The organism is Arenibacter catalasegens, assembly GCF_002909235.1.
Classification (GTDB): Bacteria; Bacteroidota; Bacteroidia; order Flavobacteriales; family Flavobacteriaceae; genus Arenibacter; species Arenibacter catalasegens.
In genome coordinates, this window is the sequence record NZ_PHQQ01000011.1 from 118,594 (window position 1) to 144,388 (window position 25,795).

The following is a 25,795-nucleotide window of genomic DNA, read 5'->3' on the forward strand; positions in this document are numbered from 1 at the left end:
GTAAATAGAAAATAGCTGGGGCATGCCCCAGCTATTTTTTTGTTTAATTTTAAATATTTACACATTATGAAAAAAGAAGAATTATTCGACGATGAGTTTCTAAAACAGTTCAAGACCGGGGATGAGCTCAACGGTTTTTTAAAGGAACTCCAAAAACGTGGTATCGAGAAGATGCTAGAGGGAGAGTTGGATGGTCATTTGGATTATGACAAGCACCAAAAATCAAATCAGAGCAATTCCCGAAACGGGTTTTCCAAGAAGAAGGTACGTACTTCTTTCGGGGAATCCGAAATAGCCGTACCAAGGGTCAGGGATGCTTCCTTTAACCCCATGATAGTGCCCAAACGTGGCAACATGGTCGACGGGATCGAGAACGTGATCGTATCGCTCTATGCCAAGGGGTTGAGCAACAGCGATATCGAAGAGCAAATAAGGGAGGTCTACAACTTTGATGTCTCCACTTCGACCATATCAAGGATTACGGACAAGGTATCGGGCGATATCGTAGCCTGGCAGAACCGCCCTCTGGAACCTGTCTACCTTATTGTTTGGATGGATGGCATTGTATTTAAGGTCCGTGAGAGCTCCAAGGTCATCAACAAGACCGTTTATATTGCCGTAGGGCTCCGCAGGGACGGTACAAAGGAAGTGATGGGACTTTGGCTCGGCAAGAACGAATCGGCCGCTTTCTGGATGAGCGTACTGACCGATATCAGGGCGCGTGGCACCGAAGATATCCTTATTACGGCCACCGACAATCTCAATGGGTTTACGGACACCATCAAGAACGTATTCCCGGAATCCAAGACCCAGATATGTGTGGTACATCAGATAAGAAATGCTTGCAGGTATGTGGTCTGGAAGGACAAAAAAGCATTTACCATTGATATGAAGCAAATTTACAACGCCCCTACCCAGGAGGGTGCCAAAGCGGCCCTGGACGACTATGCAGGGCAATGGGAAAACAAGTATTCCTATGTCATAAAAAGTTGGAGGGACAACTGGCAGAAACTCACCGTATTCTTCGAGTTTCCCTTGGAGATCCGTAAGATCATCTATACGACCAATCTTATAGAGAACCTCAATGGAAAGATAAGAAAGTACACCAAGAACAAACTTTCGTTCCCTACCGATGATGCGGTGATGAAATCCGTATATTTGGCAACAAGGGAAGCGACCAAGAAATGGTCAATGCCCATCAGGAACTGGGGCATTATTTTAAATCAGTTCCTTACGATCCCTGCCCGTCCGGTCAGGCGGGTATGAAAAAAGGGTCAGACTTTAAATAAAAGTCAAACCCTAGTTATTTTTAACTTACACAGTTTGCGGGATAGTGTCTTATTTTAAGAACTAGTAGTTCCTTTGAATAATTCTTTCAGTTTCTCCTTTAAATTATCGCCCCTTAAATATCGAGCGATTATTGTTCCATTTTCATCTATAAGAAAGTTTTCCGGTATAGCATCAATACCATAGATCAAGGCGGCTTCATTTTGCATACCGTTCAAATCACTGACGTTTTGCCAAATCAGACTGTCCTTTTCAATAGCACCTAACCACTTTTCCTTATTGGTATCCAATGAAACGTTCAGGATAACGAACCCTTTATCTTTGTACAGTTTATATTCTTGTACCAATTCGGGGTTGAACTCCCTACAAGGCCCACATGAGGAAGACCAAAATTCCAGCAGGGTATATTTCCCTAAGATTTCGGATAATCTTATGGTATCTCGTTTGGTATTTTGTTGCTCAAAATCTACAAATTTTTCCCCGACTTTTGGATTTTTATTAACTTCTATAAATTTCGCTATCGCTTTGCCCTCTTTCGTTGTTTGCAACTCCTTGTTCAGTAGGGAAAACACTTTGCTCGTTTCCACGGCACCCAACCTTCTCATGGCAAAACCTTCCAAGGCCGTGAGACTCTCATAGGAATCGGGATAATCCTTAATGAAACCTTTGGTGATTTCCGCCAATTCATCCACCATTTGTTCGTTGAGGGCAAAAAGCGAATCCATGTTGCTTTCGGTCACCATATCGCCAAGTTTTTCCATTTCTTTATTGATCGAGTCTTGACGTTCTACAAGTAGTTCCGCATCCATCTGTGTTTTGGAACCGGTTATTTTACTATTGTAAAAATTGCCTTTTTCCCCTGTAATATCGATTGTTTTGTTCTCCAACCAGAACATTCTTCCGTCCCTAGTGCTTTCAATTCTCAACATAACCCTTCTGGGCCTTTCAACTTTTCCCTTAAACTGAAATTTCTCATTCAATACTATTGTCCAATCCAAAATTGAATCCATATCAAGATACATTACAACTTTGGTACTATCGGGCATATTCTTTATAAGCCCGTTAACCGAATAGGCATCTGTAGTACGACCTTCTCGGCAAGAAGTAGCTATTAATATCGGAATAAGAACTAGGCCAATACACTTTATGATCGATTGATTTGCTCGCATATAAATTGTTTAAAAATATTAAGTCCTTTCCATTCCAAATATACAGGATAAAAAGTACATAATAATTTACTTGTTAATTGCCATATTGGCCTCATCGGAAAAAAGGGAGAAAATGTTCATTAGTCCAGAAAATGGTTGGTCTCATTAATTATTCCCACAGCTTTTCAAAGCGCTTGCCTACGACTCATGTATAATGTGCGGTATGCTTTGGGTCACTATGTCCGAGGTAATCTTGAATCAACCGAAGGTCGTATCCTTTATTGGTCAGATAGAATCCACAAGAGTGCCTTAATGTATGAGGATGAACGTTTTCCAATTTTGCTTTAATTGCAGCAACCTTAACAATATAATTGACCGCGTGCCTTGACAACGGCAATCCTCTCTCATTCACAAATAGCCAAGGAAGATTATCTTTTCTGGAATTGAGGAATCGTTTTATGGCACTAAGTACATCTTCGGATATAGGATGTTCTACTGAAAGTCCGCTTTTGAGCCTATTTACCCAAATTCTAGACTCTTGTATGTTAACGTCGGATTTTTTGATGGCAGTCGCTTCACTTACCTGGAGACCATGCCGATAAATCGTTAAAAGTAAAAGGTAGTTCCTTTTGGGGTATCTGGTTTTTTTTGAAGCCTCCAAAATTAATTCGATTTCGGCATCTCTTAAAAAGTCCTTCGCCCTTTCATGGGCATTGGTAGTCTCTTTTTTAGCCCTCTTTATATTTCGCCCGTTGGGCATGATTTTTGAATTATCGATTAACTCCACGGAATATAGTTCAAAAAATCGATACTCTTTACATAATACGGATTTTGTAAAGAGTTTAAAAATGTCCCGTAGAAAGTAAATTACCGGAAATACAAAAAAGAGCGATAAATGGAACTCGAATCATTTATTTGAAACACGTTTCAAACGTAATCAGTAAAAAGTTTTATTGGATTAAAAAAAGTCATTTCCATCGTCATGTCCTAACTTGAACATTTCGGGTAATAATTTAATGTATATACTTATTCTAGGTTCAGTTAAAATATTGATTTGTAAAAAATAAACGGTTAATATGAACTTTAAACTCTAAGTCATAAAAGTTTTACAATTATTTATGATAGTATAACTTATATTTTAATTTATATCCTTATATTTGTATACAAGGTTTACTAAAAAACACCAATCAATAGAGATTTGAAATTTAGGAAGTGAAATACCATATAGTAACATTTTGTTTCTGAAAACCTTAATTCCATGTTCGGGTATATTCAGAACGTTGCCAAAAAAAGATTTTGGCCTATTAAATAATAAAACACAATCATTATGAAACTACTTAAAAGAATGTTAGTATCAATTGACTTTAGCAATTCTTCAGAAAATGTTTTGAAAAATTCAATAAAGTTTGCAAGGACATTTAAATCTGAAATAACGCTTATCCATATATTACCTGATTATATTGATGATGAGAAGGTGAGTCTTCTTGTAAAAAGTGCTGCATCTGCAAAACTAAATGAGCTAAGCGATAAAATTAAAGAGGAAGGAGTTGATATAGGTAAACCAATTCTAGAGTATGGAAATTATTGCGATAAAATTGTCAATGCTTCCGATAAAATAAATGCTAATTTGGTAGTCGTCGGTGCAGGTGAAAAATTAAAAAAGGACGCTTTTCAATTAGGTACAACAGCAGAAAAAATTATCAGGAAAAGTAACAAGCCCGTACTCGTAGTAAAAAATGATCAAACATCGGACATTCAGAATATCATTTGTCCTGTAGATTTTTCTGAAGAATCAAGTCGTGCGTTAAATAGTGCCATAACATTATCTCGTATGTTTAATGCAAAATTATTAATATTAAGCGTCTATACTTATTTCCACCATACTTTTACCAAACTTGACCCAGTCAAAATAAATGAGCAAAGAAAGTTAGAACATGAAAAAAAATTAAATAAATTCTTAAAAGAATTTAATCTTGTAGATATAAACGTTGTAAGGAAAATAGCTGGAGGTGAACCCGCTGAAGAAATACTCAAAACTATAAAGAAAAACGATTCTGATTTACTTATTATGGGAACAACAGGTAAGTCCGGCATCAGTAAGATTTTAATGGGTAGTGTGACCGAAAAAGTAACCAGGGAAGTTTTATGTTCATTTATCACTTTAAAAAATAAGGATATAATTAAATTAGAGATAGAATCTAAAATCCAAGATATTGAAAATCACTATGCTATAGCCCAAGAACTTTATGAAAAAGGTTTTTTTGAAGAATCTATAAATCAATTTACGATTTGCCTTGGCATCAATTTCGCACACGTACCTTCATTAAAAGGTATTGCTAAGGTTTATGAAAAACTAGATGACATAGATAGTGCTAAAAGATACCGAGAAATGGTTAAAGATATTTTAGATCAAATGTGGAATTTGAAAATTGAACAAGAAGCACGTAAGCAAACAAAACAATAGATAGGATCTACATTTTTGTTGATAGAAATTCTGTTTTCTAAATAAAAACTACTTGGAACAACTAATATATCTGATGTTCTTAAATATATAAAATTTATCTGACTTTAAATTGTATGAATTTTATATATCTTACTTGGCAGAGAAATACGATACGAAACTTTATATAATTGTTGTGGCAATTTAAAAAGCAAAAGATGTTATCAAATAGTAGAACCTTATTGGAGGATATTTCAGAAGCAAAACTCTATGGCTATTTGGAGGAGTTTATGTTCACAGATGGTAAATTAATTGGTAGAGTTAATAATAAATCCTATCAAAAAGATGAGTGTGTCTTGATAGAATATTGCATTCACGAAGCAATGAGTGACCCTTCAGATCGATCTATTTTGTTCCTGATTGAATGTGTTGATGGCACTAAAGGTTGTCTGAGCAGTGCCTATGGCATATATGCCGATTCAGAATTAATAGATTTTTGTTCATCACTAAAAAAGAAAAACTAAATTAAAAAGGCGAACGGAATTATATTTCGTAATCCAATAATTTAGCCGAAAAATAATTTAACATTTTTTCTACTTGAGAATGTTTATTTTCCTCTTCTTTTATATCTGTGAGCTTTGGTAAATGCTTGGCAAAATAGAGGTGGTCATTGGACATTTCAAATAAGCTGCTGGCCAAAGCATATGGATACTCAAATTTGGGACTGATCTCTAAAATTACTTCGGCAACCCTTGTTATCAGTTGTTTGTAATTTTTAAAAAAACCTTTTCCGTTTTCCTTATCCACTTCTTTAGTTCTATAAGCTTTAGTTCCTTCCGCTATCACGATACTGTGAAGTTTGTTTTCGTCAATATACTCGGTGCTCGGATTATCCACAGATGCCGAAACAAATGAATTGATGATTATTTTAAGTTTTTTTTTCGGATCATCAATATTCACTGTATTTATTTTAATGAGATAGGCTACCCATTGCCAATACCAAGAAACCAAATAGATGAGCAATGAGTGTTTATTTTCAAAATAACGATACACTGAAGCTTCCGTTGAGCCCATTTCCTGGGCCAGTTTCTTAAAGTTGAAAGCTTCAAAGCCCATTTCTTCAATCAACAAAATACTGTGTTTTATAATGTTTCGTCCCAATGGGGAGTCCTGCGGATCTTTTAAATAGATGCCTTCATTCAGGGATATTCTAATTTCTACTGACATAATTTCGAATATTATAATGAACAAAGTTAAACAATATAATATGAAAGTTATGCAATACTAATTTATATTTTTATTATTTATATAATAGTTTTACTATTATTTATAAAAGTATTTGTATATTTGTAATCAATAATTAAAAGTTAAATAAGGAAAAATGAAAACCATATTACCATTTGTCCAACTAAAAAGTAACCTTTTTCGATTAATAGAGTTTTAAGGGTGGTCAAAGCAATGTGTTAGCACCAAATTAATCGAAACAATAAATTTTTCATAAATATGAACATAACATTAAAAGAACTCAAAGACATTTATGCGGAAAGCTGTATAACCATTATTTTAAATACACATAGAACAAGACCTGACAACGAAAAGGACTCAATAACCTTAAAAAATCTCTGCAAGCGAGCAGAAGAAAGGTTATTGGCTGATGAGAGCAAAAGGGATGCTGAAAAACTGATACAGCGAATACAGGAATTGGCATCCCAAATAGACCATAGACAGAACTTGGAGAGCTTGGTTTTATTTGTAAACGAAGACATTGCTGAATACATACGCTTGCCCCTTAAAGTAGAAGACCGTGTGGTGATAGACCACACCTTTGCCACGAGAGATTTGGTTAGGTCTATGCATCAAGCGGCAAACTATTTTATTCTTGTGTTAAGCCAACAAAAAGTCAGGCTCATAGAGGCTTTCAATAATAGGGTTGTAAAGGAATATGATGATATTTTTCCTATGGAAAACACCCAGTTTTATTCCACCAATAAAGCTGAACTATCTAATGCAAGTAGGCAGACCAGTTTGATTGCCGAATTTTTTAATAGAGTTGATAAAGAAGTAAACAAGGTGCGAAAAGAAAACTCACTTCCGGTACTTATTTGTTCCGAACAAAGTAGTTATCACGAATACCTAAAGATAGCCGATCAAATGCAAGGGGTTTTCGATATATTTTTGAACAAAAACAGATTGGATGAAAAAGCCCATCATATAGTAAAAGACGCTTGGAAAATAGTTAAAGAGCATCTCATTAATAGAAACAATGACCAAAAACAAGCATTGATAATGGCAGTAAGCATTGGTAAGTATTTAAGCGATGTTAATGACATTCACAGGGCAATTATTGAAGGAAGGGTACAAACCTTATTTATAGAAGAAGGATTGTTCCAACCAGGCATAATGGAAAGCAGTACAATCAACTTTGTTTCAGAAGAAGAACGAACCAAAAAAGCTGTAACAGACGATATTTATGACGAGCTGATTGAAACCAATATGAATTATGGAGGCAATACGGTTTTTCTGCCAAAAGGCGATTTATCCGATTTCAATGGTTTTGGAGCTATAACTCGATATTGAAAAAAACCGAAGGTACGTTTTGAAATGAAAAAAAAATTTATGGGCTTTGCTCTTACCTTTTGTAGCTATTTGCCAAGACAGTAATTTCGGAAACTAGATGATCTTTTTTGGAAATAAAAAAATAGACAACAAATGGAACTGGCACCACGAGGTTCAATATAGATATTATAATGCCATTGGCGATCTTGAACAATTGTTATTGAGAACTGGTTTGGGCTACAATCTAACTGAAAACTATAATAATTTGTTTTTAGGCTACGGTTATATTTTAAGTGAAAACTACATTGGACCTGCCGCTAAAAAAAAGGCAGTATATGAGCAAAGAATATACAAACAGTTTATTGCCAGACAGCAAATAAGCCGTGTTGGCGTTCAGCACAGGTATAGGTTTGAGCAACGTTTTGTAGAAGACGATTTAAAGCTTCGCTTCCGCTATTTTTTGGGACTTAACGAGCCATTGAATAAAGTTGAAATAGTTGATAAAACGCTTTACTTTTCTGTTTATAACGAAATATTTCTGAATACGAAAAACAACGTTTTTGACAGAAACCGTCTTTATTCAGGCTTGGGGTACAGACTGAACAATTCCTTAAAGTGTGAAATCGGTTATATGAACCAATTTCTCGCCTGAGGGAAAAATCGAGATCAATTGAACATAATTACCTTTAATAATTTTTAACAAAATAAAAAAAATATGAAGACACAATCAAAAGAAACCCAGGACAATCTTACCCCCGAGCAGGCTTTTAAAATTCTGAAGGATGGGAATCAGCGATTTGTAAACAATTTAAAAGCAAACCGTAATTTATTGCAACAAGTAAACGAAACAAGTGCAGGACAATTCCCTTTTGCAACCATTTTAAGCTGTATGGATTCTCGCACTTCGGCGGAACTGGTTTTTGACCAAGGGCTTGGCGATATTTTTAGCATCAGAATAGCTGGTAATGTCCTAAACGACGACATTTTAGGCAGTATGGAGTTTGGCACTAAAGTGGTTGGCACTAAAATAATTCTGGTGCTGGGTCATACCAAATGTGGTGCTATAATTGGTTCTTGCGATGCCGTAAAAATGGGTAAACTTACCCAACTTTTAGATAAGGTAAAACCAGCGATAGATGCCGAGAAGGAAACAAAAAAAAATAGGACTGGTAGTAATGAAAGCTTTGTAAGCAACGTAACCATCAACAATATACTTGTAGTAATGGAACAAATACGGAAACAGAGCTCTATAATAGCAGATTTGGAAAAACAAGGCAATGTAAAAATTGTGGGCGGCCTGTATGATGTAACAAGTGGAGGGGTAACCTTCTACTAAATGCTTTACTAATTAACTATCGCTAATTCATAAATAATAATATGGCAAATAAATTCTATGATTTCAAAAACTTGAAAGGCGACTTATCCGGTGGCGTTGTAGCTGGGGTAGTAGCCCTGCCGCTTGCACTAGCTTTTGGCGTACAGTCAGGACTCGGAGCAATAGCTGGGTTATATGGCGCCATAATTTTGGGCATACTGGCTGCTCTTTTGGGTGGTACAGCTACCCAAGCCAGCGGGCCTACAGGCCCGATGACCGTAGTTTCTGCTGCGGTGGTTACGCTTGCAGTAAGTAAATTTGGGGGTATAGAAAGTGCACTGCCTATCATCTTACTTACCTTTTTTCTTGGGGGAATTTTTCAAATATTATTTGGCATCTTAAGAGTAGGTAGCTTCATCAAGTATTTTCCCTACCCCGTAATCTCTGGCTTTATGACTGGGGTGGGTCTTATTATTATCTTGTTTCAATTATTTCCCTTCTTTGGTCTGACCTCACCAAAATCAACTATTGCTGTTCTTCAAAATCTCCCAGAAATCTTTATGGGGGTGAATATTGCCGCAATTGGTATAGGGCTACTTACAATTGCGGTATATTACCTTTTCCCAAAAATCACCAAAGCAGTACCGAGTACGTTGGTAGCCCTAATAGTGGCTACCCTCGTTGCTTATTTTTTTAAAATAAATGTACCTTTAATAGGCGACATTCCGTCCGGATTGCCCGAGCTTAAAGTAGCTGGTTTTTTGAGTATCCCATCGGAGGCCTATGCCTTGATAATTGAGTATGCCATCATATTGGCAGCATTGGGTTCAATAGATTCATTGTTGACTTCTGTTATTGCCGATAATATAACCAAGACCCGGCACAAGAGTAATAGGGAATTGATAGGACAAGGTATAGGCAACGCTGTGGCGGCATTGTTTGGCGGCATCCCTGGTGCAGGGGCAACCAAAGGCACGGTTATCAACATTAATTCTGGCGGTAAGACCCGTCTTTCAGGTGCCATCCACGGTTTTTTTCTACTAATTATATTGCTCGGTGCAGGATCATTAGCTGCTTACATACCCATACCTGTGCTGGCAGGTATTTTGATTCCCGTAGGGCTTAATATTATAGATTACAAAGCGTTGAAGCACCTTCTTAAAGTCCCTCGTGCAGATACAGTTGTGCTACTGCTGGTATTGCTCATTACTACTTTTGGTAACCTGATTTATGCGGTAGGTATTGGTATAGTGTTGGCATCTGTGCTTTTTATGAAAAAGATCGGAGATCTGGCAGAGGAACGGACAGAGATAAAATCTTTGGGAGATTCACAACCTGAAACCCTGTGGTCAGATGAACAAACGCTATATGACGAATATAAAAACAGTGTATATATCAAACATCTTTATGGACCTCTCTTTTTTGGTTTTGCCTCCGAGTTTCAATCTATGGCAGATAAGCGTGATGTTAATATCAAAGCATTGATATTAAGGATGGATCGGGTTCCTTATATAGACCAATCAGGGTTATACGCATTGGAAAATGCACTTTTTGATTTGAAAAAGAAGAACACGCCTGTCATTCTCGTCGGGTTGGAAGATCAGCCTAAAGATATGTTACGGGCAATTGGCATAATTCCTAATCTTGTGCAAGAAGAGACCATTTGTCCAGATATTGAAGTAGCCTCTAAAGTGTTAAAAAACGTATTAAATCTTTACAAAAAGCAAAAAGAATAAAAATATCATATTATAGAATTGTCAAATTTGAATATTATGAAAAAACCATTTTACATATTCCGATATATCAGTATAATAGCGGTTATTAGTTCCCTTATAGGTTCTTTGTTACTGTTTTTTGTAGGTGCTTGGAAAACCTACGGAGCAATTAAAATAGTGCTTTTTGATTATGTCCCAAAAGGAAATGAAGGTTTACTTCCCGTAGACATTGCAACGGTATATTTAATGAAATCATTAGATACATTCCTAATAGCTTTGGCACTTTTCATTTTTGCTTATGGAGTTTTTACACTATTTATTTCTAATAAAAATAATAGTGCGGAGGACAATGGGGTCTTAAAATGGATCAGATCACCCAATATCGGACATTTAAAAAATGTACTTGCAGAAGTAATAATTATTATCCTATTTGTTATATTTCTCGAGGTCATAGTCGAAAATGTGAACAATTTGAAATGGGAATTTTTGATAATTCCAATCTCGGTTCTTCTATTAGCACTTGGATTGAAATTTTTAAAATTAGATAATGATGAGGGATCTTAAAACTATTTAAGGCCAGCATGTAATATCTGGCGTAATAGGCATCATAGGGTCCTTGAAATCTAGCTTGATCGGTTATTCTATCTTATTCTTAAGGCAAATAAAAATATAAAAACTTAAAAAAGAACTATGAAAAATTTTAACAACACAATGATTGCAGCTGGCGTAGCGCTCTTACTTTTTGCATCCTGTGAAAACGTTACAAGCAAAGTAGAAACCCAACTCAATCGGCTTAACATCAAGGCCAACCAGCTGGATTCGGTGATAAATACCGAAATGGATAGGGTTATAAAGCTGGATTCAGTAATAAATCTAGAAGATCTGAAAATTAAAAAACTAGACTCACTTGTAAAGGAAACTTCATCAAAGTTTGATTCTATATGGAATGTGCTAAAAAGTTAACTAATCGGGAAATCGTTTCCGTAATGGAGTTTTTTTTGCAAACCTGAGCGATCTTATAGTGAAGCAAAATTGACTTGGTAGTTTTAGTTCTAAGCCAATTGGTCAATCGGGTTTGATGTATTCCTTGAAGTTTCCTTTTTCGTTTGCGCTCGTTCTACGCGATCTTAGTAAAGATTGTAAGTAGTGATGGTACCGGTTGGCCGGTAGATTTTTTAAATAGTTAATATCCGGTCATTTTTTTGCAAGCGATCTAAGGAGCTGCCAATATTTTCCGTTCAAGGGACTTCGTTTCCCCCAATATTGTAATCCACATTCTTTGAGCTGAATTTCTATATATAAATATATATAGTTTTACAAATAAGATAGTGATGCTATTATTTATGTAAATTTAACTATTATTTATTATATATTTACTATTATATTTCTGTTTATTTATTATGTTTGTACCAATATTTAAAATTAGGAATTATGAAAAAACAGATTAGTACACTTGCAGGTTTTATGGCCTTTACGGTCGCACTAATTGCACAGCAACCCGATACAGGAAAGGTAGAAATCGACAGAAGCCAAATTCGGGTAGAAACAGTTTTGACAAAGGAGGAACAGGACGCACTTTCACCTAGCGAGGTTTTGGAAATCTTGAGGGCGGGAAACGAAAGATTTGTCAGAAGTGATCTTACGGCAAGGGATCACTCCATTCAGATTCGCGAGAGCGCCGATGTACAATTTCCCAAGGCCGTAGTATTGTCCTGTGTTGATAGCAGGGTCCCTGTAGAAGATGTATTCGATAGGGGCATAGGCGACATCTTTGTGGCAAGGGTAGCAGGAAATTTTATTAACGACGATATTCTTGGAAGTATGGAATTCGCGACCAAGGTGGCAGGGGCAAAATTGATCCTAGTATTGGGCCATGAAAACTGTGGGGCTGTACATGCGGCAATTGACGGTGCAAAGTTGGGGCATATCACTAAAATGCTGAAAAACATTCAACCGGCGATCAAGATATCGACTATCGCCACAGGTCCAAGAAGTTCGCAGAACAGAGTGTTGGTCCATGAGGTAAGTGAAAACAATGTCCGAATCGCCATGCAAAAGATTATAAAGGAAAGTCCGTTACTTAAAACAATGGTCGAAAATGGGGAAATTGACATTAAAGGAGCAGTATACGATATGGATACCGGGGTAGTCAATTTTATCAAATAGCAATAATAACATAAAACCTACCCTTTTTTGGGGTAGGTTTCAAATCGGACCTGAAAGGTAAAGACAATAAATGAAAATGGATATGGCTATTTGGAAAAGAAATTACAATAGGTTTCCATGCCCTGAACAATACACGTAATATGTCAAGTTCGTTTCTTGAAGGTAAGGACTATGAATATCGCACAGCGCTCTAAATCTTTTAAGGAAATTGACTCTGGAAAACATCGCTTAAAGGAAATACAATCAGGCCTGATCGAGCTCGGGCTCTCCTCTCTCGACACATGTGAGATTAGGTTTCTGAGAATGTTTCGCTTACCCTTGGTCTTGTTCGATTAATACAAGGGTTGACATGGGAATCGATTTACAAAATCCTACTTTGGGGTTTAGCGGAAAATAACACGTTTTCTTTAGTGCCGATCGTAATGATCAAACGCTTACAGTAAGTATAATAAACCAAAATTATGGATAGTACGCAGTTAAAAATAATTGAAACGGCAGCAGTGATTATTGGATTTGTTTTATTGTTAATAGTGACGGCCAAATTAGTCGATAAGACGGTAAATAACAGTTTGGTGAAAAAGGCAAGAGGCAAAATAATCAAAAAAGCGATTAATTTAACCAACCTCTCAGTTTGCTTTATAATTATCTTAATAATTTGGGGAGTTGAACAGTCAGAATTAGCTGTTTTTGTGGGATCTGTAATTACTGTCCTTGGGATAGCAATGTTCGCTCAATGGTCAATCCTATCCAATATTACATCCAGTATCATTATCTTCTTCAATCACCCCGTAAAGTTGGATGATACGATTACCATAATCGATAAGGACTACGAAACCGAAGGAAGGGTGAGCGATATTGGTGTTTTTTTCATTATTCTCAAAACAAAGGAAGGAGAGCAAATAACCATACCGAGCAATGTCTTTATTCAAAAAATGATAAAAAAGAAAATAAATGACTAAATATTTTATAGCCACTCTCATTATTTTGATTTTTGAAAGTTATTCCAATAATTTATTCGCCCAGGAAAAGTTTGAAATGGAAAGTCGTTTAAAACAAAATGACGTTCCATCCAATGCTTTAAATTTTATCGATTCTTTAAGTTTGAAGAATAAAGTAAAATGGTATTTGGAAGAAGGGATAGAAAGAAAAAGTATCGAAGCTAAATTTAAAAGAAGCGGAAAAAAACACAGCGTTGAATTTGATATACTCGGAAATATTGAAGATGTTGAAATTGAAATAAATTGGGATGTTTTGCAAACATCAATTAAAGATTCTATAAAGAACCATCTTCAAAAAGACTTCAAAAAATATAAAATTGTCAAAACCCAAATACAATATACCGGAAATCAAATGCCGCTGTTTATAAAATTATTATCTGGAGAACCTACTGAAGACTTGACAGTTAAATATGAAATAATAGCAAAGTGCCGTTCTGAAAAAAGTACAGGTTTATTTGAATACCTCTTCACCAATAAAGGACAATTCGTTTTAGCATCCCAAATACTGTTTAAACCCAGCTATCATCTTGAATATTAAAAATTCCCATCTTGCATTATTTATTGTGTTCATGCTATTTATAAATTGTGCATCGGCCCAAAGTAGGTATCAGATAGGATTGTTGCCATCAATAAATCTAAATTATAAACTTGAAAATGATTGGTCGCTCAATTCAAAGATAGAGTCTCGCCAACTAATGCGAACAGGAGAGTTCAGCGGCATTGGTGAAAGCCAGTTTACATATGTCTTAACAGACCTTTCAATGATTACCGCCAAAAAGGTTGGTCTTAATTCCCGTGTGGCTGGCGGTTATCTTATCAGGGTTCGAGAAGAAAAGTTATTTCATAGATTTATTCAGCAATATACCGTGGTGCAGAGACTTGCTGACTTTAGGTTAGCACATCGCTTCGCAAGCGACCAAACGTTTTCACTGGATGAAAAGCCCGAATTTAGATTAAGATACCGAATAGCTTCAGAAGTCCCTCTAAATGGCGAATCTGTTGATCCATCGGAATTTTATTTTAAGTTCAATAATGAATACCTCAATAGCTGGCATGATTCTGACTATGACCTTGAAATACGCTTTGTTCCACTATTGGGTTATAACCTTAAAAATAATAACAAAATTGAGATGGGATTGGACTATAGGGCAAACTCTTTTTTGAACAATAATACACGTCATAGTTTTTGGGTGAATTTGAATTGGTTTATCGAATTATAGGAAACTGATAAAGATTATTTATGATAATAATTTCTTCCTTATTGCTTTTAGTTGGCTTTTCTGCCTTGATTTTCGGAGCAAATTGGCTGGTCGACGGAGCTTCCTCCCTCGCGAGACAAAACAAAATTTCAGATTTGGCAATAGGCTTGACAATAGTAGCTTTCGGAACATCCGCACCGGAATTAATGGTGAATTCTGTAGCCTCATATAATGGGCATTCTGATATTGTTTTAGGGAATATTATTGGGAGCAACAACTTTAACCTGTTTATTATTTTAGGAATAGCAGGTTTGGTCTACCCGATTGCAATACAATCCTCAACCGCTTGGAGGGAAATTCCTATTTCATTACTAATAACGCTATTGTTTCTAGTATTGGCAAACGATTTCTTTTCTACCTCGACTTCAATAATATCCAGACTAGATGGCATAATTCTATTTACCTGTTTTCTCTCTTTTTTATATTATGTATCAAGAAAAATGAAATTAGAAGAAAGTGAGGATAGATCTTATCAAAAAAAAGCAAATTATAAGATCTGGGGGTTGATAATTTTGGGGCTTATAGGCCTTTTAATAGGCGGCAAACTTGTTGTAGACAATGGAGTAGCCATAGCGACAGAGTTAGGAGTGGGCCAAAAAATTATAGGCTTAACAATAATTGCTACAGGAACTTCATTGCCAGAGTTGGTAACATCTGTAATAGCAGCTATTAAAAGGAAAAGCGATATAGCAATTGGAAACGTAATTGGTTCCAATATTTTCAATATCCTTTTCATTCTATCCATTAGTGTATTTATTAATCCTATTCAGTTCAATATCAACTTTAATACTGACATTTTCATATTAATTAGTGGTACAATATTTCTAATAATCGCAATGCTTACTGGAAGAAAAAGAAAGATCGATCGATGGGAAGCGTTACTATTACTTAGTTTTTATTTACTTTATACTGGTTTTTTGGTATGGAAAGAGTTGTAAGAACCCACAACTTCATTGAAAATTTAAATAACCAAATTTTTACATTTTTGGCAATTGTTCTGATCCGTAGGGTCAGATTTTTTTACTATACGTAACGCCGTATAACTTTTAAACAATGTAGTGCTCAGATAATATTATTCAAATAATAATGTCTTGTTCATGTTTATAAAAGACCACCGGTTAAGTTGTAAACCTTGGTTTTAAATTCATTGAAATCGGTGTAAAATTTATCAAAATTATCCTTGAAAAGTTGATGGTTCTCCACATAAAAGGTTTCACATCTAATGGTATCACATTCAAGAATGCCCTTGAGTTTGACCTCATATTGATTTAAGGTTTTCTTTAAATTATTGACCTCCCTTGTATTGGTCTGTAATTCATGTTTAAACTTTTCCAATGGTTCATTTAGATTGGGCTTTTCCTTAAACGATTTAGAGTTAAGAACCCTGTATAGGAAAAGTATTTCACTTTCCTTATAGCCAATAATCGATTTCCACCATAGCGTATCCTTTTGGAACTCGGTCAATACTTCTTCAGGTGTATTTTTTTGCCCTAACATTTTATTTGCTTTTGTACAAAATTAATATAAATGTTATAGTATTACTATTAATTATAATAGTTTAACAACTATTTAACAGCAGTAACACTAATAATATTGCTCCGGGTCTTTATATTTGTTGGATCGGTTGAGCCCTAATGGCCCGTAGTTATGAGAAAATCATACTTTATTATGGTACTCTTCGCGACCATATCAATGCTATATGCGCAAGAGACCTCCCAAGTGCTGAACGAGGGAGTTGTTATTACCCTGGGGCCGCCAAGTGGTTCAACATCGGAATATCGACTTCCCTAGAAAAAATTTGATTATTAAGCGCGGGACGATACCACATTTCAATGCACTTATCGGAGAAAAATTCATCGTGGAGCATATCGAAACGGTAAGAATGGCAAGACCCAAGCCGTACAAAAGCGAAAAGACGGACTGAATTTCTTCAGGTTCTACCCAACTATTAATGCCCGGGTTACTATGACCTTGGTAAGTGGCGAAATAGAACGTTGAAGAAACTCCTTTCGATTACATCACGTAAAAGCCAATTGCTTGTCCCGTTAACCAAGCACCTTCTCGTTTGTGATATGTTACACAAATCGGACGGATGGATTGAGGTAGTAAAAATAAACTAAGTGTCAGCTTCCATAAATAAATCGAATTTTGTAAAAAAGGCAAGTTCTTAGTCTATTTTTATGAGTCTCCTAAAACGAACTTTTTTTGGGACTATTCCTATCCTCTTTATTTCATTCTGTTATCTGATAGGTACCAGATAAAATTCAAAGGAAACCAAAGCAACCTTTTCAAACCTATAACATCTTATTAATTATTCAAAGAGGAAATCCTTTTATAAAAGATAAATCATGAAAAATAAGATTTATTTTATCGCATTGTTGTTGATAGGAAATTTGATTTCCTCATGCGAAAAGAATGATCTGGAATTTGAAAATGATTTTAAAAATAGTAGAAAAGCTTGGCTGGATTTTAAAGAATCATCCAATAATTCTTACAAGTATGCGGTACGGGGCGGTTCTGTTCTTATTAATTTCGGATGGGAAACGACCATAACGGTATCAAAAGGAAAAGTTGCTCAAAGACATTTCAAATATACATCCACCGAAGGATTGGCCGATAATATTCCACAAGAAGAATTGGAATGGATCGAAAACGAAAACGAAATAAATAGTCACGAGCAAACAAGTGCGGCATATGCTTGGACCTTGGACGAAATATATGAAAAAGCCGAACAAGAATGGTTGGAAAAAAGGAAGAACACAAAATCTTACTTTGAAGCTGAAAACAATGGGTTGCTTTCAATTTGCGGTTATGTTGAAGATGGTTGTATGGACGATTGCTTTATTGGAATCAATATAAAAAGTATCGAAGCATTATAAACAATTATGACAAGGAAAGACTTATTTGTTCCTATAATAAATATTTGTGTCAACAAGGTATCCTATAAAATGTCATGGTCCAGTCCTCTAAAGTTAATTAATTTCAATTTTTTGAACAATCACCTAAAACGAACGATTTTCGGCACACAAGCCGCCAAAATTACTCAAGTATTGAAGAATGACCATTTTGTGAAATAGTCCCTTTAGGCATTGGAAGTTATTAAAATTGTGAATAAGGGATACAGGTTTATCTCTTTCTAATCTATCCTTTTTACTAATGAGCGTTCCTATCGGAATGCCACAAGGGGTAGGGACATAAACAAAAACCATATCCTAAATTTCTCCGTATATGCCCCGATTTTTATATAAGTAAAAGCTTACAACAAAATGTCAAAATCGGCGTTAGATAATATAATTGCATGGCCAATATAATTGATAATGAGTCTGTTCACGCAATTGGTCTCCATAACGGAGCTGGCCAAACTTTCTTGGAAACCGATATTTGATCAAAATGACATATAAAGTAAATAACAACATCCCATTTTGGATGGGCGTACTCTCCACTGTTCTTGGTCTGGTTGTTGTGGTAGGGTGGATTTCCGATGTTCAAATCCTTATGACCATTGTACCCGGCTACGTTTCCATGAAACTGAACACGGCTTTTTTCTTCATACTTTCTGGAATTATAGTGATTAATCTAAAGTCGGAAAAAAGTAATTTATCCGTATATTTTCTTTCAACTATTCTTGCGGCGTTTGCAATAGCTTCATTGTCCCAGGATGTGTTCAATATTGATGCGGGCATCGACCAGCTATTTATTAACGATCAAGTAGCGATAGCAAATGGCGCAATGTCCCCAGGACGACCGTCACCAATAACTTCGTTATGCTTTGGAATGCTAGGGCCCATTTTTTTGATTGTTCGCAGCTCAAATATTTATTTTAGGAGACTAGCGCAATATGGGCTTCATATTGTGACCTTTCTATCCTTTATAGCTGTACTGGGTTACGTGTTCAATGTACCTTCTTTTTACAAATTATCCTTTTTTACATCAATGGCCATCCATACCTCCATTGTGCTTTTTGCCCTGTCCATTGGGGTATCGTTCATTCATCATGATTTGGGGGTTACAGGGCTCTTAACAAGAAAAGGTATTGGCAATGTTATGGCACGGAACCTGTTCAAAAAGGTAATGCCGGCCATCTTGGTTCTCGGATTTTTACAAGTTATACTGGAAAGACTTGAAATCGTTTCGGTCGAGTTTGGAATAGCAATGTTCACAACCTGTTTTATGCTCGTTGTACTTTACGCCTTATGGTCCACTGCGAGATTGCTCAATGGGTGCGATGAGAAAAGAAAAAGGGCCGAGGAGGAAGTCATTTCAACCAATAAGAACCTTGAAAAAATAGTGCTTGAACGCACAGAATACCTAACCCGGCAAAACAAACAGTTGGAGGAGTTTTCTTATATAATTTCCCACAATCTCCGTGGTCCGATGGGCAATTTGAAATTGCTCTTAAGTTTTTACAAAGAGGATGGAACCGTAGATGGTAAAACCCGGTTGATGGAGTATTTCGAGAGTACGGTAAACAATCTTTCTGGCACGCTGGATGAACTGTTGGAAGTGGTAACCATAAGGGAAGAATCTAAAGGGAAAAAGGAAAAATTGAATTTCGGGAATGTTCTCTCTACATTGGTAGAAAATCACCAAGAACAGATTATGGAATCCAATGCCCAAATTACAAGCGATTTCTCGGAAGCGCCGACAATGGAATATTCTGCCATTTATTTGGAAAGCATTATGTACAACCTTTTAAGTAACGCGTTAAAATATCGTTCAAATGACCGTGTGCCGCAGATTCAATTTAAAACGAAAACCCAAGGTAGTAAGATCGAACTATCGGTCAGGGACAATGGTCTGGGAATTGACATAGAAAAAAATGGGGACCGTATGTTTGGATTGCACAAAACGTTTCATAAACATCCCGATGCCAAAGGGGTTGGCCTTTTTATTACCAAGGCACAGGTCGAGGCCATGGGCGGTAAAATAAGTGTGGAGAGCGAGATGGACAAAGGGGCAACCTTTGAAATAATATTTTAGATCATAGTTAAAATGTTCACTGGTGGAAACGAAAAATTTTTGACCAGTGTGCAACTTTTACTTTAAGGCTGTTCCCAACGGCCATCTTTATACATTGGACGATCATTAGTTTTAATATACTGTAAAAGATAAGTTCTTGAAGTGCAGAATACGAACTTGGAAACAAAATCCGACACCTGAAAAAAAATCCTTCCGTTGTTTGACGGAAGGATATAATCAGCTGAATATGAGATTTACCGGATCGATCAGAAAGGGAATCCAGTAAATAGTCTGAATCCAAAGGCATACAGTACTACTAGGAACATGGCGAAACTGAACCAAGCAAAGGCTTTGAAGTAGCTTTTTACCAACCAACTCCCCAGTTGCTTGAATCCATTCAGGTAAATTTCCTTTACAAGTAAAATTGTTTTCATAATAATTATTTAGGGGTTTGGGCGCAAAGTTAAGGCACTTGTCCACTAAGTTTTTTCCTTTTCTACAAGATGTCGATTAATGCAGATTAAAATCAAAACCAAATTTTTTTATCTTGGATTATGGCAACTCAACGAATGTAGATCCATACCTTTTGAATCTATTTGGAAGCCTACTAATCAATAGACCTTGGATGAATTAGGTTGAAATATGCTGCCCAACATAATTATGCCCATATAACAATCGATAAAGGGGAGGCCTAAAAAAACGATAATTTTACTTCCTTTTTGAATGAAGGATCTTTTCCACAATGCTTTTGGAAAGGGGTTTGTCAAAATGACCCTTTACCATTGGATGTTCCTTGGCCCTGGCCCGGTCATTAGAATTTACAAAGCCGGAAAGAATATAGATGTCAGTTTTTTGTATTACCTTATTACCTGACTTTAACCTATCCAGAAATTCCCAACCGTCCATACCTTTCATGACCAGGTCGAGGAATATCAAGTCCGGCACAACATCTCCATTGTTCAAAGGATCGGCGAACATGTTCAGGACCTCTTCGGCAGTGTCGCAAACAATGGTCCTGCAATTGGAAATCGATTGTTCTATACAATATCTCGAAGCGAATTGCGACACCAGGTCGTCATCTATTATGCAAACGGTCAATTCCATGATATGGGGTTTTATGCGCTGTAAATATGGGGAAGATTGAATACTTTAATATAAATGTACTAATCGATTTTCACATTTATAGAAATTCTACCGCGTAAGCGTTTAAATGGTCCATATTTTCGCTGAAACAAGTAAGTCTACAAAACTAAGGCTTTATAGTGCCGAATTATTATTATGGAATTTCAGATCGGGATACTGGTATAACAGTGCCCACATTATTCAAGAACTCCTACGTAGGCATCCGATCAAAATATTATTCCACGCAACCCCATGAACAATTTGGTATCTTTTAATTAAATTTTCTTACTTATGAAAATTCCTTTTATAACCAAAATCCCGTTCTTTTTAATAGCCGCAATATTTTTGTTAAATGGATGTTCAGAAGATGACAATATCGACTGTGCACTTTTTGACCCAGCCTTCCCTTCCCTGTTTTTAAAACTCATTGATGCTAGTGGTAATAATCTGATTGAACTTGGCACCATAGATCCCAATGCAATAAGGGTGGACGGAGAATTTCCCAATGCAGGTTTTATTTTTATTCCTGCCAATGAATTCGCCGTTCCGGATACGGATATCAGAAAATTGGATAACACGATCCAACTGTTCATTCCCACTGAATCGCACTATCAATATAGCATCCATTTAAGTGATTCAGATTCCCTACTGGTGGATTTTTCTGCGAAATTGACAAGAATTCCATGTGGCCTGTCGTATTTTTTACCTACAGGAGTTGTAGTTAAAAATGTAGAGTTCGAATTTACGGAATTGTCACCCCTTCAATTTTTAGTGGTAATAAAGCTATAAACGAATATATCTACTTTAAGATTCTTATGTTTGGCAACATATATGTGACAACACACCTAGAACCCTTGTCATCGTTACCGGTAATCCCTCGAAATTGACCTTCAAAAGTTTCACAATATAAAAAATCAAAAGTTAGCTTGCTCTCAAATGATGGGATCTACACATTGAAAAAGCCGTAAATTTACTAAATAGATGAAATTTGGGACTTAAAAGGTCTGTCTAAAGGTAAAAGTCAGTTCTTATTGACCCTGTGTGTTATCCTTCGGTTGGTAATGACGGTGTTTACCCGGACCGTCAAGGTCGCTGTATTGGATATCGTCGTGCCACAGGCATAGCCGTTATTGGCTATAACTACTCTGTATTGATTGCCATTGTCGGCCGTTGTGGCATTGGTAATCGATAAAGTATCAGTGGAAGTATTATCGTGGATCCCAGTATTTGTCAAATCGACCCAACTGGTCCCATTATAGATCTGCCATTGGTAAGAAGTAGCATTGGTAGCCGTGACGGAAATTGTTGTGCTACAACCCGGGCATACTGAAGTGTTTGGTGGCTGTGAGGTAACTGTGGGCAATGAGGAACCCTCTTGAAAATCATAAGTGCCGTTGGAATTATTGTCATCAGGGGTCGTATATCCATCAATAACACTTGTTCCCGTTACCAAACCATTACTATTTACTATAGTGGGCAATGCGGCCAAAATACCATCATTATTATTATCTGAATATCCAGCTTCGACAACATCGTTACAGGCATCGTTGTCCGCATCTATTTCAAACGGGTCATAGATTCCATCAACATCCGTATCCGCTATGGAATAGGTTAAATTGGTATATGCCAAATCATTATCTTCGATATTCGTATGGAGTCCGTTGTTGCCAAAAGCTGATGCCGCCCCATCGATTATGCCATTGTTATTTGCATCGTTAATTCCGGCTACATCCAACACACCCGATTCAACTATGTCATAGATACCGTCATTGTCCGAATCCAAATCTAAACTATTTATTACTCCATCTCCATCAGAGTCGCATAAGGCACTGGCGAACAATACCCCTGTAAATCCTTCCGGACCGGGCCCAGCTTGATTTGTAACGGTAAAGACATTGTTAAAGTCGGGAACCCAGTTAATTGTGTTAAAAGGAGTGGCGGCTTGTGCGTGCATAATCTCAAGTGATGTGGAGGAGGTAGTTCTTGTGCCATAAAAAGTAACCTTTCCCGTTTCGTCCACAATCAGTCGCAATCGGGGCAATCCATTGGTGTTCGCTACCCAAGGGGCACTAATAAATGCATTATCTGACTGAAAAAGGAAATATTCTTCCCCAGCATCCAATGCGCCATTTTCAAATTCCAAAACAGATGGGTGGATTGGTGTGCCATTTATATCGAGTTGGAACGAATTGTCCATGGAGGAAAAATCCAAGCGTAAATATCCGGTATCCGTATGATTTACTGCCACTGATCTGGTGCCGACATCTTGTGAAACTAAAAACGTTGTATTGGCTGTTGTACAATATTCCTCTTCATCGGTCATGCCATCATTATCATCATCCAAATCTACATCATCTAAAATACCATCATTGTCAGTGTCAGGGGAAGTTGTAGCAGTAATCAAAACGTTGTCGATATATGCTTGGTCGTTATTTTGGTCCCAATTTCCACCGCCTTTGAGAAAACGAATGGTAGTATTGGCCGATACATAGGCCGAAATATTTTGACTAAAAGTTCCTGAAGATGTGCCCCCAAAGGTAGTTAGAGTAGTGAAGGAGCTGCCATCAGATGAAACCTGTATGGCAAGTGTTTCGCCACTTTCCAGACTGGACGTGCTCCAATCAAAAGATAGAACCGCTCCCGTCGCTGAGGATAGATTTGCAGTTCTTCTAATATTTTCTGACGAAAGACGATTTAATCGTAACTCATTTCCAGTAATTCTGATACGGCCATTAGAGGCAGAATTATCATCATTTGATTCTATCCAATTTGTCGAAAAGTTGGTGTTGCCATTGTTATTGGTATACGCAACGGCAGAAAAAGTATCGGAATAGGTATTCTGTCCGAAAAAAGGAATCGAATATAGAATCAAACTTAAAACAAAATAATGTGCCTTCATTATCCAAGCTAAGATAACATTGATATGGAACTTGTAAGAATCAATGTTGTGAACTTGTTAAAAAGTGATGTCAAGGACCTATTTAAGAAAAGATGAACAGGTCGTATTTGTTATACATATGTACTCGATTAGTGGTACAAAAAAACAGAATGTAAAGAATCGGAACCATTTGAAATTGTTAAGGATTGGAAACACCTATTCTTATTTAGTACCTTTTTATTTATGGGGTTGAAGATTATCTGCGAAGTATCAACAAAATTGAATGGATCGACAACTTCAGTTCTGAAATCAAACGTTATATTTAAGAAATATTGGACAACCTCTATTCCATTTCTACACTCAATGTTCCAGGCAACAAGGCCGCTTTTTCGTATACTGCAATTTACAATCCTGTCCTATCTTCAAAGTAACAAGTATGGGATGGTTCGAAAGAATAGGTGAGGTACTGGTCAACATGATTCTACATTGAGACATCCTTATTGAACCTCACTATAATAAAACCCTTTAAATACCCAATACATCGGTACTCCCATAAAACTAGCGATTATTATGATTGCTTTAAGTGCAAACAATTCCACACTTAATGTGTACGAGAATGACCTTAAGAAGGTTTTTTTTGCAGAAGTTTATTTCATAGTTTTAACAGGTCAATCTGGTTAACCAATTTTAAAAAGCGGTCCATGAAATTAGAAGTCCTTACAAGGGGAGAAAACGAAGAAATTCAAAATGGTATCATTTCCAAGCTCCGCGAACTGATCAGCTATAAAAACTTGGAACCAGGAGACAAACTTCCCTCTGAGCGGATGTTGTCAGAAAAATTCGGGGTAAGTAGAAGCAACCTTAGGGAAGCCATTCAAAAGCTGGAATTTTATGGAATATTAAAGTCCAAGCCCCAAAGTGGAACATTCATAGCCGACATCGGCCAAGTAGCTATGGATGGCATGCTGCAAGACATATTACGGTTGCAGGAGCCCAATTTCAAATCCCTGGTAGAGACCCGGATACTTTTGGAACTAAAGACCTGCAGACTTGCCGCACAGCGCAGGTCCAAGGTGCATTTATGTCAGATAAAGGAGACCTTGGAAGCCTATAAAGAAAAGGTCATCAACGGTAAAGATGCAGTACAGGAAGACCTACTTTTCCATTTGGCCATATCCAGGGCAAGCGGTAATAGTACCATGAATAGGTTTATGTTGATCATTACGCCCGAAATCATTACCAATTTCGAAAAATACCATGTTTGTGATAAAGATCGGGCTTTCAGGGGAATTCAGGAACATATGGATATTTATGAGGCTATTAAAGCCAAGGATCCCCAATTGGCAAAGGAAAAAATGAAAATATATTTCAAAATGTTATATCAGTATTGCCATAATATTGAAGAAGAACAGTTGAGGAATTGAGTAAAGCGACCAAAAGTAGCTTGTAGAGCACTCAAAACAATAGACCCGATTTCAATTGGCGCATTTTTTCGGAAAATAAAAGCGCCTTTTAAGCCCGCAACTTTTACCATGATCACATTGTGCTCGGGGCAAAAAGATATGAGATTATTGATTTAGACAAATATAATTGATAGTCTAATTGACGGAATTCCATTTCTCCATACGTGCCAGTTCTGTCAATGTTTGTGCTTAAAATTCTAGTTTAGATTCTCACTTTTATGTTGTATAAGATGCCTGTTTTTTTAGGAGATATCCTCGGGCAATTTATTATCCAAAGCAAAGAGTAGTTTACCTAACTGCCCTAACATCCTCATTTTTTATCTGATATTTTGATTTTTCAATTAATTAGGTAGGCAATGAACATTACACTACTCCCCATCTGTAAGACAGCTTAAAGGTATTCCTTAGTTTATCATGATGCCATTTTTTTAGCATTATAAATTTGATCGGGCGGCACTTTTCCTATTTCGGTATGCCTTCTTTTGGTAT

Annotated in this window: 26 protein-coding genes; 19 read left to right on the plus strand and 7 right to left on the minus strand. The window is 36.6% G+C overall.

Features of this window, described 5'->3' with window-relative positions; translation table 11 throughout:
- Positions 1-66 precede the first annotated feature (66 nt).
- A complete protein-coding gene (locus tag CWD90_RS10815) occupies positions 67-1,266 on the plus strand; it encodes an IS256 family transposase (protein ID WP_103476080.1) in 1,200 nt (399 codons plus the stop codon).
- A gap of 77 nt (positions 1,267-1,343) precedes the next feature.
- Here CWD90_RS10815 and CWD90_RS10820 read toward each other — a convergent pair whose 3' ends face one another.
- Both CWD90_RS10820 and CWD90_RS10825 read right to left on the minus strand, forming a co-directional pair.
- Positions 1,344-2,456: a TlpA disulfide reductase family protein gene (locus tag CWD90_RS10820; RefSeq protein ID WP_103476081.1), complete on the minus strand. Its 1,113-nt coding sequence runs from the start codon at positions 2,454-2,456 to the stop codon at positions 1,344-1,346.
- Positions 2,457-2,640: 184 nt separating this feature from the next.
- The gene (locus tag CWD90_RS10825) at positions 2,641-3,195 is read right to left on the minus strand and encodes a tyrosine-type recombinase/integrase (RefSeq protein ID WP_157941201.1); all 555 of its coding nucleotides are present in this window, start codon (positions 3,193-3,195) and stop codon (positions 2,641-2,643) included.
- A 567-nt stretch (positions 3,196-3,762) separates the two neighbouring features.
- Between CWD90_RS10825 and CWD90_RS10830 the strand changes: the two genes are divergently transcribed.
- Positions 3,763-4,899, plus strand: coding sequence for a universal stress protein (locus tag CWD90_RS10830; RefSeq protein WP_103476083.1), 1,137 nt, complete (start codon positions 3,763-3,765; stop codon positions 4,897-4,899).
- Between the two features lie 194 nt (positions 4,900-5,093).
- Positions 5,094-5,399, plus strand: coding sequence for a hypothetical protein (locus CWD90_RS10835; protein WP_103476084.1), 306 nt, complete (start codon positions 5,094-5,096; stop codon positions 5,397-5,399).
- A gap of 19 nt (positions 5,400-5,418) precedes the next feature.
- Here the strand turns inward: CWD90_RS10835 and CWD90_RS10840 are convergent, their stop codons facing one another.
- Positions 5,419-6,102 (minus strand): TetR/AcrR family transcriptional regulator, encoded by a 684-nt coding sequence (locus tag CWD90_RS10840; protein ID WP_103476085.1) that lies wholly within the window; start codon positions 6,100-6,102, stop codon positions 5,419-5,421.
- A gap of 276 nt (positions 6,103-6,378) precedes the next feature.
- Here CWD90_RS10840 and CWD90_RS10845 point away from each other — a divergent pair, with 276 nt between their 5' ends.
- From CWD90_RS10845 to CWD90_RS10895, 11 genes are all read left to right on the plus strand, one after another.
- Positions 6,379-7,452: an AOC03_06830 family ribosome hibernation factor gene (locus CWD90_RS10845; RefSeq protein WP_103476086.1), complete on the plus strand. Its 1,074-nt coding sequence runs from the start codon at positions 6,379-6,381 to the stop codon at positions 7,450-7,452.
- 97 nt (positions 7,453-7,549) lie between these two features.
- Positions 7,550-8,083 carry a DUF2490 domain-containing protein gene (locus CWD90_RS10850; RefSeq protein ID WP_103476087.1) on the plus strand — a complete coding sequence of 178 codons (534 nt, stop codon included), beginning with the start codon at positions 7,550-7,552 and terminating at the stop codon, positions 8,081-8,083.
- 63 nt (positions 8,084-8,146) lie between these two features.
- Complete coding sequence (locus tag CWD90_RS10855) at positions 8,147-8,767, plus strand: carbonic anhydrase family protein (RefSeq protein ID WP_103476088.1); 621 nt, start codon at positions 8,147-8,149, stop codon at positions 8,765-8,767.
- 41 nt (positions 8,768-8,808) lie between these two features.
- The gene (locus CWD90_RS10860) at positions 8,809-10,482 is read left to right on the plus strand and encodes a SulP family inorganic anion transporter (protein WP_103476089.1); all 1,674 of its coding nucleotides are present in this window, start codon (positions 8,809-8,811) and stop codon (positions 10,480-10,482) included.
- 36 nt (positions 10,483-10,518) lie between these two features.
- Complete coding sequence (locus CWD90_RS10865) at positions 10,519-11,025, plus strand: YqhA family protein (RefSeq protein WP_192878014.1); 507 nt, start codon at positions 10,519-10,521, stop codon at positions 11,023-11,025.
- Positions 11,026-11,151: 126 nt separating this feature from the next.
- Entirely contained in the window at positions 11,152-11,424 is a 273-nt protein-coding gene (locus tag CWD90_RS10870; RefSeq protein ID WP_157941202.1) for a hypothetical protein, read from the plus strand.
- Between the two features lie 468 nt (positions 11,425-11,892).
- Positions 11,893-12,627 (plus strand): carbonic anhydrase family protein, encoded by a 735-nt coding sequence (locus CWD90_RS10875; RefSeq protein ID WP_103476092.1) that lies wholly within the window; start codon positions 11,893-11,895, stop codon positions 12,625-12,627.
- A 461-nt stretch (positions 12,628-13,088) separates the two neighbouring features.
- On the plus strand, positions 13,089-13,586 hold the full coding sequence (locus CWD90_RS10880; protein WP_103476093.1) for a mechanosensitive ion channel domain-containing protein: 498 nt from the start codon (positions 13,089-13,091) through the stop codon (positions 13,584-13,586).
- The gene (locus tag CWD90_RS10885) at positions 13,579-14,163 is read left to right on the plus strand and encodes a hypothetical protein (protein WP_103476094.1); all 585 of its coding nucleotides are present in this window, start codon (positions 13,579-13,581) and stop codon (positions 14,161-14,163) included. Before CWD90_RS10880 ends, CWD90_RS10885 begins: the two co-directional genes overlap by 8 nt.
- Positions 14,164-14,194: 31 nt before the next feature.
- Complete coding sequence (locus CWD90_RS10890; RefSeq protein WP_157941203.1) at positions 14,195-14,845, plus strand: DUF2490 domain-containing protein; 651 nt, start codon at positions 14,195-14,197, stop codon at positions 14,843-14,845.
- 20 nt (positions 14,846-14,865) lie between these two features.
- Positions 14,866-15,822 (plus strand): calcium/sodium antiporter, encoded by a 957-nt coding sequence (locus tag CWD90_RS10895; RefSeq protein WP_285901346.1) that lies wholly within the window; start codon positions 14,866-14,868, stop codon positions 15,820-15,822.
- A gap of 163 nt (positions 15,823-15,985) precedes the next feature.
- Here CWD90_RS10895 and CWD90_RS10900 read toward each other — a convergent pair whose 3' ends face one another.
- Complete coding sequence (locus CWD90_RS10900) at positions 15,986-16,381, minus strand: hypothetical protein (protein ID WP_103476096.1); 396 nt, start codon at positions 16,379-16,381, stop codon at positions 15,986-15,988.
- A gap of 150 nt (positions 16,382-16,531) precedes the next feature.
- On the opposite strand from CWD90_RS10900, the gene CWD90_RS23020 reads away from it, so the two are divergent.
- From CWD90_RS23020 to CWD90_RS10910, 3 genes are all read left to right on the plus strand, one after another.
- On the plus strand, positions 16,532-16,675 hold the full coding sequence (locus CWD90_RS23020) for a hypothetical protein (RefSeq protein WP_157941204.1): 144 nt from the start codon (positions 16,532-16,534) through the stop codon (positions 16,673-16,675).
- Between the two features lie 557 nt (positions 16,676-17,232).
- Positions 17,233-17,763, plus strand: coding sequence for a hypothetical protein (locus CWD90_RS10905; RefSeq protein ID WP_103476097.1), 531 nt, complete (start codon positions 17,233-17,235; stop codon positions 17,761-17,763).
- Positions 17,764-18,274: 511 nt separating this feature from the next.
- The gene (locus CWD90_RS10910; protein ID WP_103476098.1) at positions 18,275-19,864 is read left to right on the plus strand and encodes a sensor histidine kinase; all 1,590 of its coding nucleotides are present in this window, start codon (positions 18,275-18,277) and stop codon (positions 19,862-19,864) included.
- Positions 19,865-20,109: 245 nt separating this feature from the next.
- On the opposite strand, the gene CWD90_RS23205 is transcribed toward CWD90_RS10910, so the two are convergent.
- Both CWD90_RS23205 and CWD90_RS10915 read right to left on the minus strand, forming a co-directional pair.
- Positions 20,110-20,277, minus strand: coding sequence for a DUF6747 family protein (locus CWD90_RS23205; RefSeq protein WP_192878015.1), 168 nt, complete (start codon positions 20,275-20,277; stop codon positions 20,110-20,112).
- Between the two features lie 274 nt (positions 20,278-20,551).
- Positions 20,552-20,947 carry a response regulator gene (locus CWD90_RS10915; protein ID WP_103476099.1) on the minus strand — a complete coding sequence of 132 codons (396 nt, stop codon included), beginning with the start codon at positions 20,945-20,947 and terminating at the stop codon, positions 20,552-20,554.
- 309 nt (positions 20,948-21,256) lie between these two features.
- On the opposite strand from CWD90_RS10915, the gene CWD90_RS10920 reads away from it, so the two are divergent.
- A complete protein-coding gene (locus tag CWD90_RS10920; RefSeq protein ID WP_103476100.1) occupies positions 21,257-21,754 on the plus strand; it encodes a hypothetical protein in 498 nt (165 codons plus the stop codon).
- A gap of 232 nt (positions 21,755-21,986) precedes the next feature.
- On the opposite strand, the gene CWD90_RS10925 is transcribed toward CWD90_RS10920, so the two are convergent.
- Complete coding sequence (locus tag CWD90_RS10925) at positions 21,987-23,864, minus strand: immunoglobulin domain-containing protein (RefSeq protein WP_103476101.1); 1,878 nt, start codon at positions 23,862-23,864, stop codon at positions 21,987-21,989.
- Positions 23,865-24,544: 680 nt separating this feature from the next.
- Here CWD90_RS10925 and CWD90_RS10930 point away from each other — a divergent pair.
- Entirely contained in the window at positions 24,545-25,267 is a 723-nt protein-coding gene (locus CWD90_RS10930; protein ID WP_103476102.1) for a FadR/GntR family transcriptional regulator, read from the plus strand.
- The last annotated feature ends 528 nt before the right edge of the window (positions 25,268-25,795 follow it).

Excerpts from the sequence above, each read along its gene's own strand:
- CWD90_RS10815 (WP_103476080.1), top strand. The coding sequence starts at position 67 with ATGAAAAAAGAAGAATTATTCGACGATGAGTTTCTAAAACAGTTCAAG.
- CWD90_RS10820 (WP_103476081.1), bottom strand. The coding sequence starts at position 2,456 with ATGCGAGCAAATCAATCGATCATAAAGTGTATTGGCCTAGTTCTTATT.
- CWD90_RS10825 (WP_157941201.1), bottom strand. The coding sequence starts at position 3,195 with ATGCCCAACGGGCGAAATATAAAGAGGGCTAAAAAAGAGACTACCAAT.
- CWD90_RS10830 (WP_103476083.1), top strand. The coding sequence starts at position 3,763 with ATGAAACTACTTAAAAGAATGTTAGTATCAATTGACTTTAGCAATTCT.
- CWD90_RS10835 (WP_103476084.1), top strand. The coding sequence starts at position 5,094 with ATGTTATCAAATAGTAGAACCTTATTGGAGGATATTTCAGAAGCAAAA.
- CWD90_RS10840 (WP_103476085.1), bottom strand. The coding sequence starts at position 6,102 with ATGTCAGTAGAAATTAGAATATCCCTGAATGAAGGCATCTATTTAAAA.
- CWD90_RS10845 (WP_103476086.1), top strand. The coding sequence starts at position 6,379 with ATGAACATAACATTAAAAGAACTCAAAGACATTTATGCGGAAAGCTGT.
- CWD90_RS10850 (WP_103476087.1), top strand. The coding sequence starts at position 7,550 with ATGATCTTTTTTGGAAATAAAAAAATAGACAACAAATGGAACTGGCAC.
- CWD90_RS10855 (WP_103476088.1), top strand. The coding sequence starts at position 8,147 with ATGAAGACACAATCAAAAGAAACCCAGGACAATCTTACCCCCGAGCAG.
- CWD90_RS10860 (WP_103476089.1), top strand. The coding sequence starts at position 8,809 with ATGGCAAATAAATTCTATGATTTCAAAAACTTGAAAGGCGACTTATCC.
- CWD90_RS10865 (WP_192878014.1), top strand. The coding sequence starts at position 10,519 with ATGAAAAAACCATTTTACATATTCCGATATATCAGTATAATAGCGGTT.
- CWD90_RS10870 (WP_157941202.1), top strand. The coding sequence starts at position 11,152 with ATGAAAAATTTTAACAACACAATGATTGCAGCTGGCGTAGCGCTCTTA.
- CWD90_RS10875 (WP_103476092.1), top strand. The coding sequence starts at position 11,893 with ATGAAAAAACAGATTAGTACACTTGCAGGTTTTATGGCCTTTACGGTC.
- CWD90_RS10880 (WP_103476093.1), top strand. The coding sequence starts at position 13,089 with ATGGATAGTACGCAGTTAAAAATAATTGAAACGGCAGCAGTGATTATT.
- CWD90_RS10885 (WP_103476094.1), top strand. The coding sequence starts at position 13,579 with ATGACTAAATATTTTATAGCCACTCTCATTATTTTGATTTTTGAAAGT.
- CWD90_RS10890 (WP_157941203.1), top strand. The coding sequence starts at position 14,195 with ATGCTATTTATAAATTGTGCATCGGCCCAAAGTAGGTATCAGATAGGA.
- CWD90_RS10895 (WP_285901346.1), top strand. The coding sequence starts at position 14,866 with ATGATAATAATTTCTTCCTTATTGCTTTTAGTTGGCTTTTCTGCCTTG.
- CWD90_RS10900 (WP_103476096.1), bottom strand. The coding sequence starts at position 16,381 with ATGTTAGGGCAAAAAAATACACCTGAAGAAGTATTGACCGAGTTCCAA.
- CWD90_RS23020 (WP_157941204.1), top strand. The coding sequence starts at position 16,532 with ATGAGAAAATCATACTTTATTATGGTACTCTTCGCGACCATATCAATG.
- CWD90_RS10905 (WP_103476097.1), top strand. The coding sequence starts at position 17,233 with ATGAAAAATAAGATTTATTTTATCGCATTGTTGTTGATAGGAAATTTG.
- CWD90_RS10910 (WP_103476098.1), top strand. The coding sequence starts at position 18,275 with ATGACATATAAAGTAAATAACAACATCCCATTTTGGATGGGCGTACTC.
- CWD90_RS23205 (WP_192878015.1), bottom strand. The coding sequence starts at position 20,277 with ATGAAAACAATTTTACTTGTAAAGGAAATTTACCTGAATGGATTCAAG.
- CWD90_RS10915 (WP_103476099.1), bottom strand. The coding sequence starts at position 20,947 with ATGGAATTGACCGTTTGCATAATAGATGACGACCTGGTGTCGCAATTC.
- CWD90_RS10920 (WP_103476100.1), top strand. The coding sequence starts at position 21,257 with ATGAAAATTCCTTTTATAACCAAAATCCCGTTCTTTTTAATAGCCGCA.
- CWD90_RS10925 (WP_103476101.1), bottom strand. The coding sequence starts at position 23,864 with ATGAAGGCACATTATTTTGTTTTAAGTTTGATTCTATATTCGATTCCT.
- CWD90_RS10930 (WP_103476102.1), top strand. The coding sequence starts at position 24,545 with ATGAAATTAGAAGTCCTTACAAGGGGAGAAAACGAAGAAATTCAAAAT.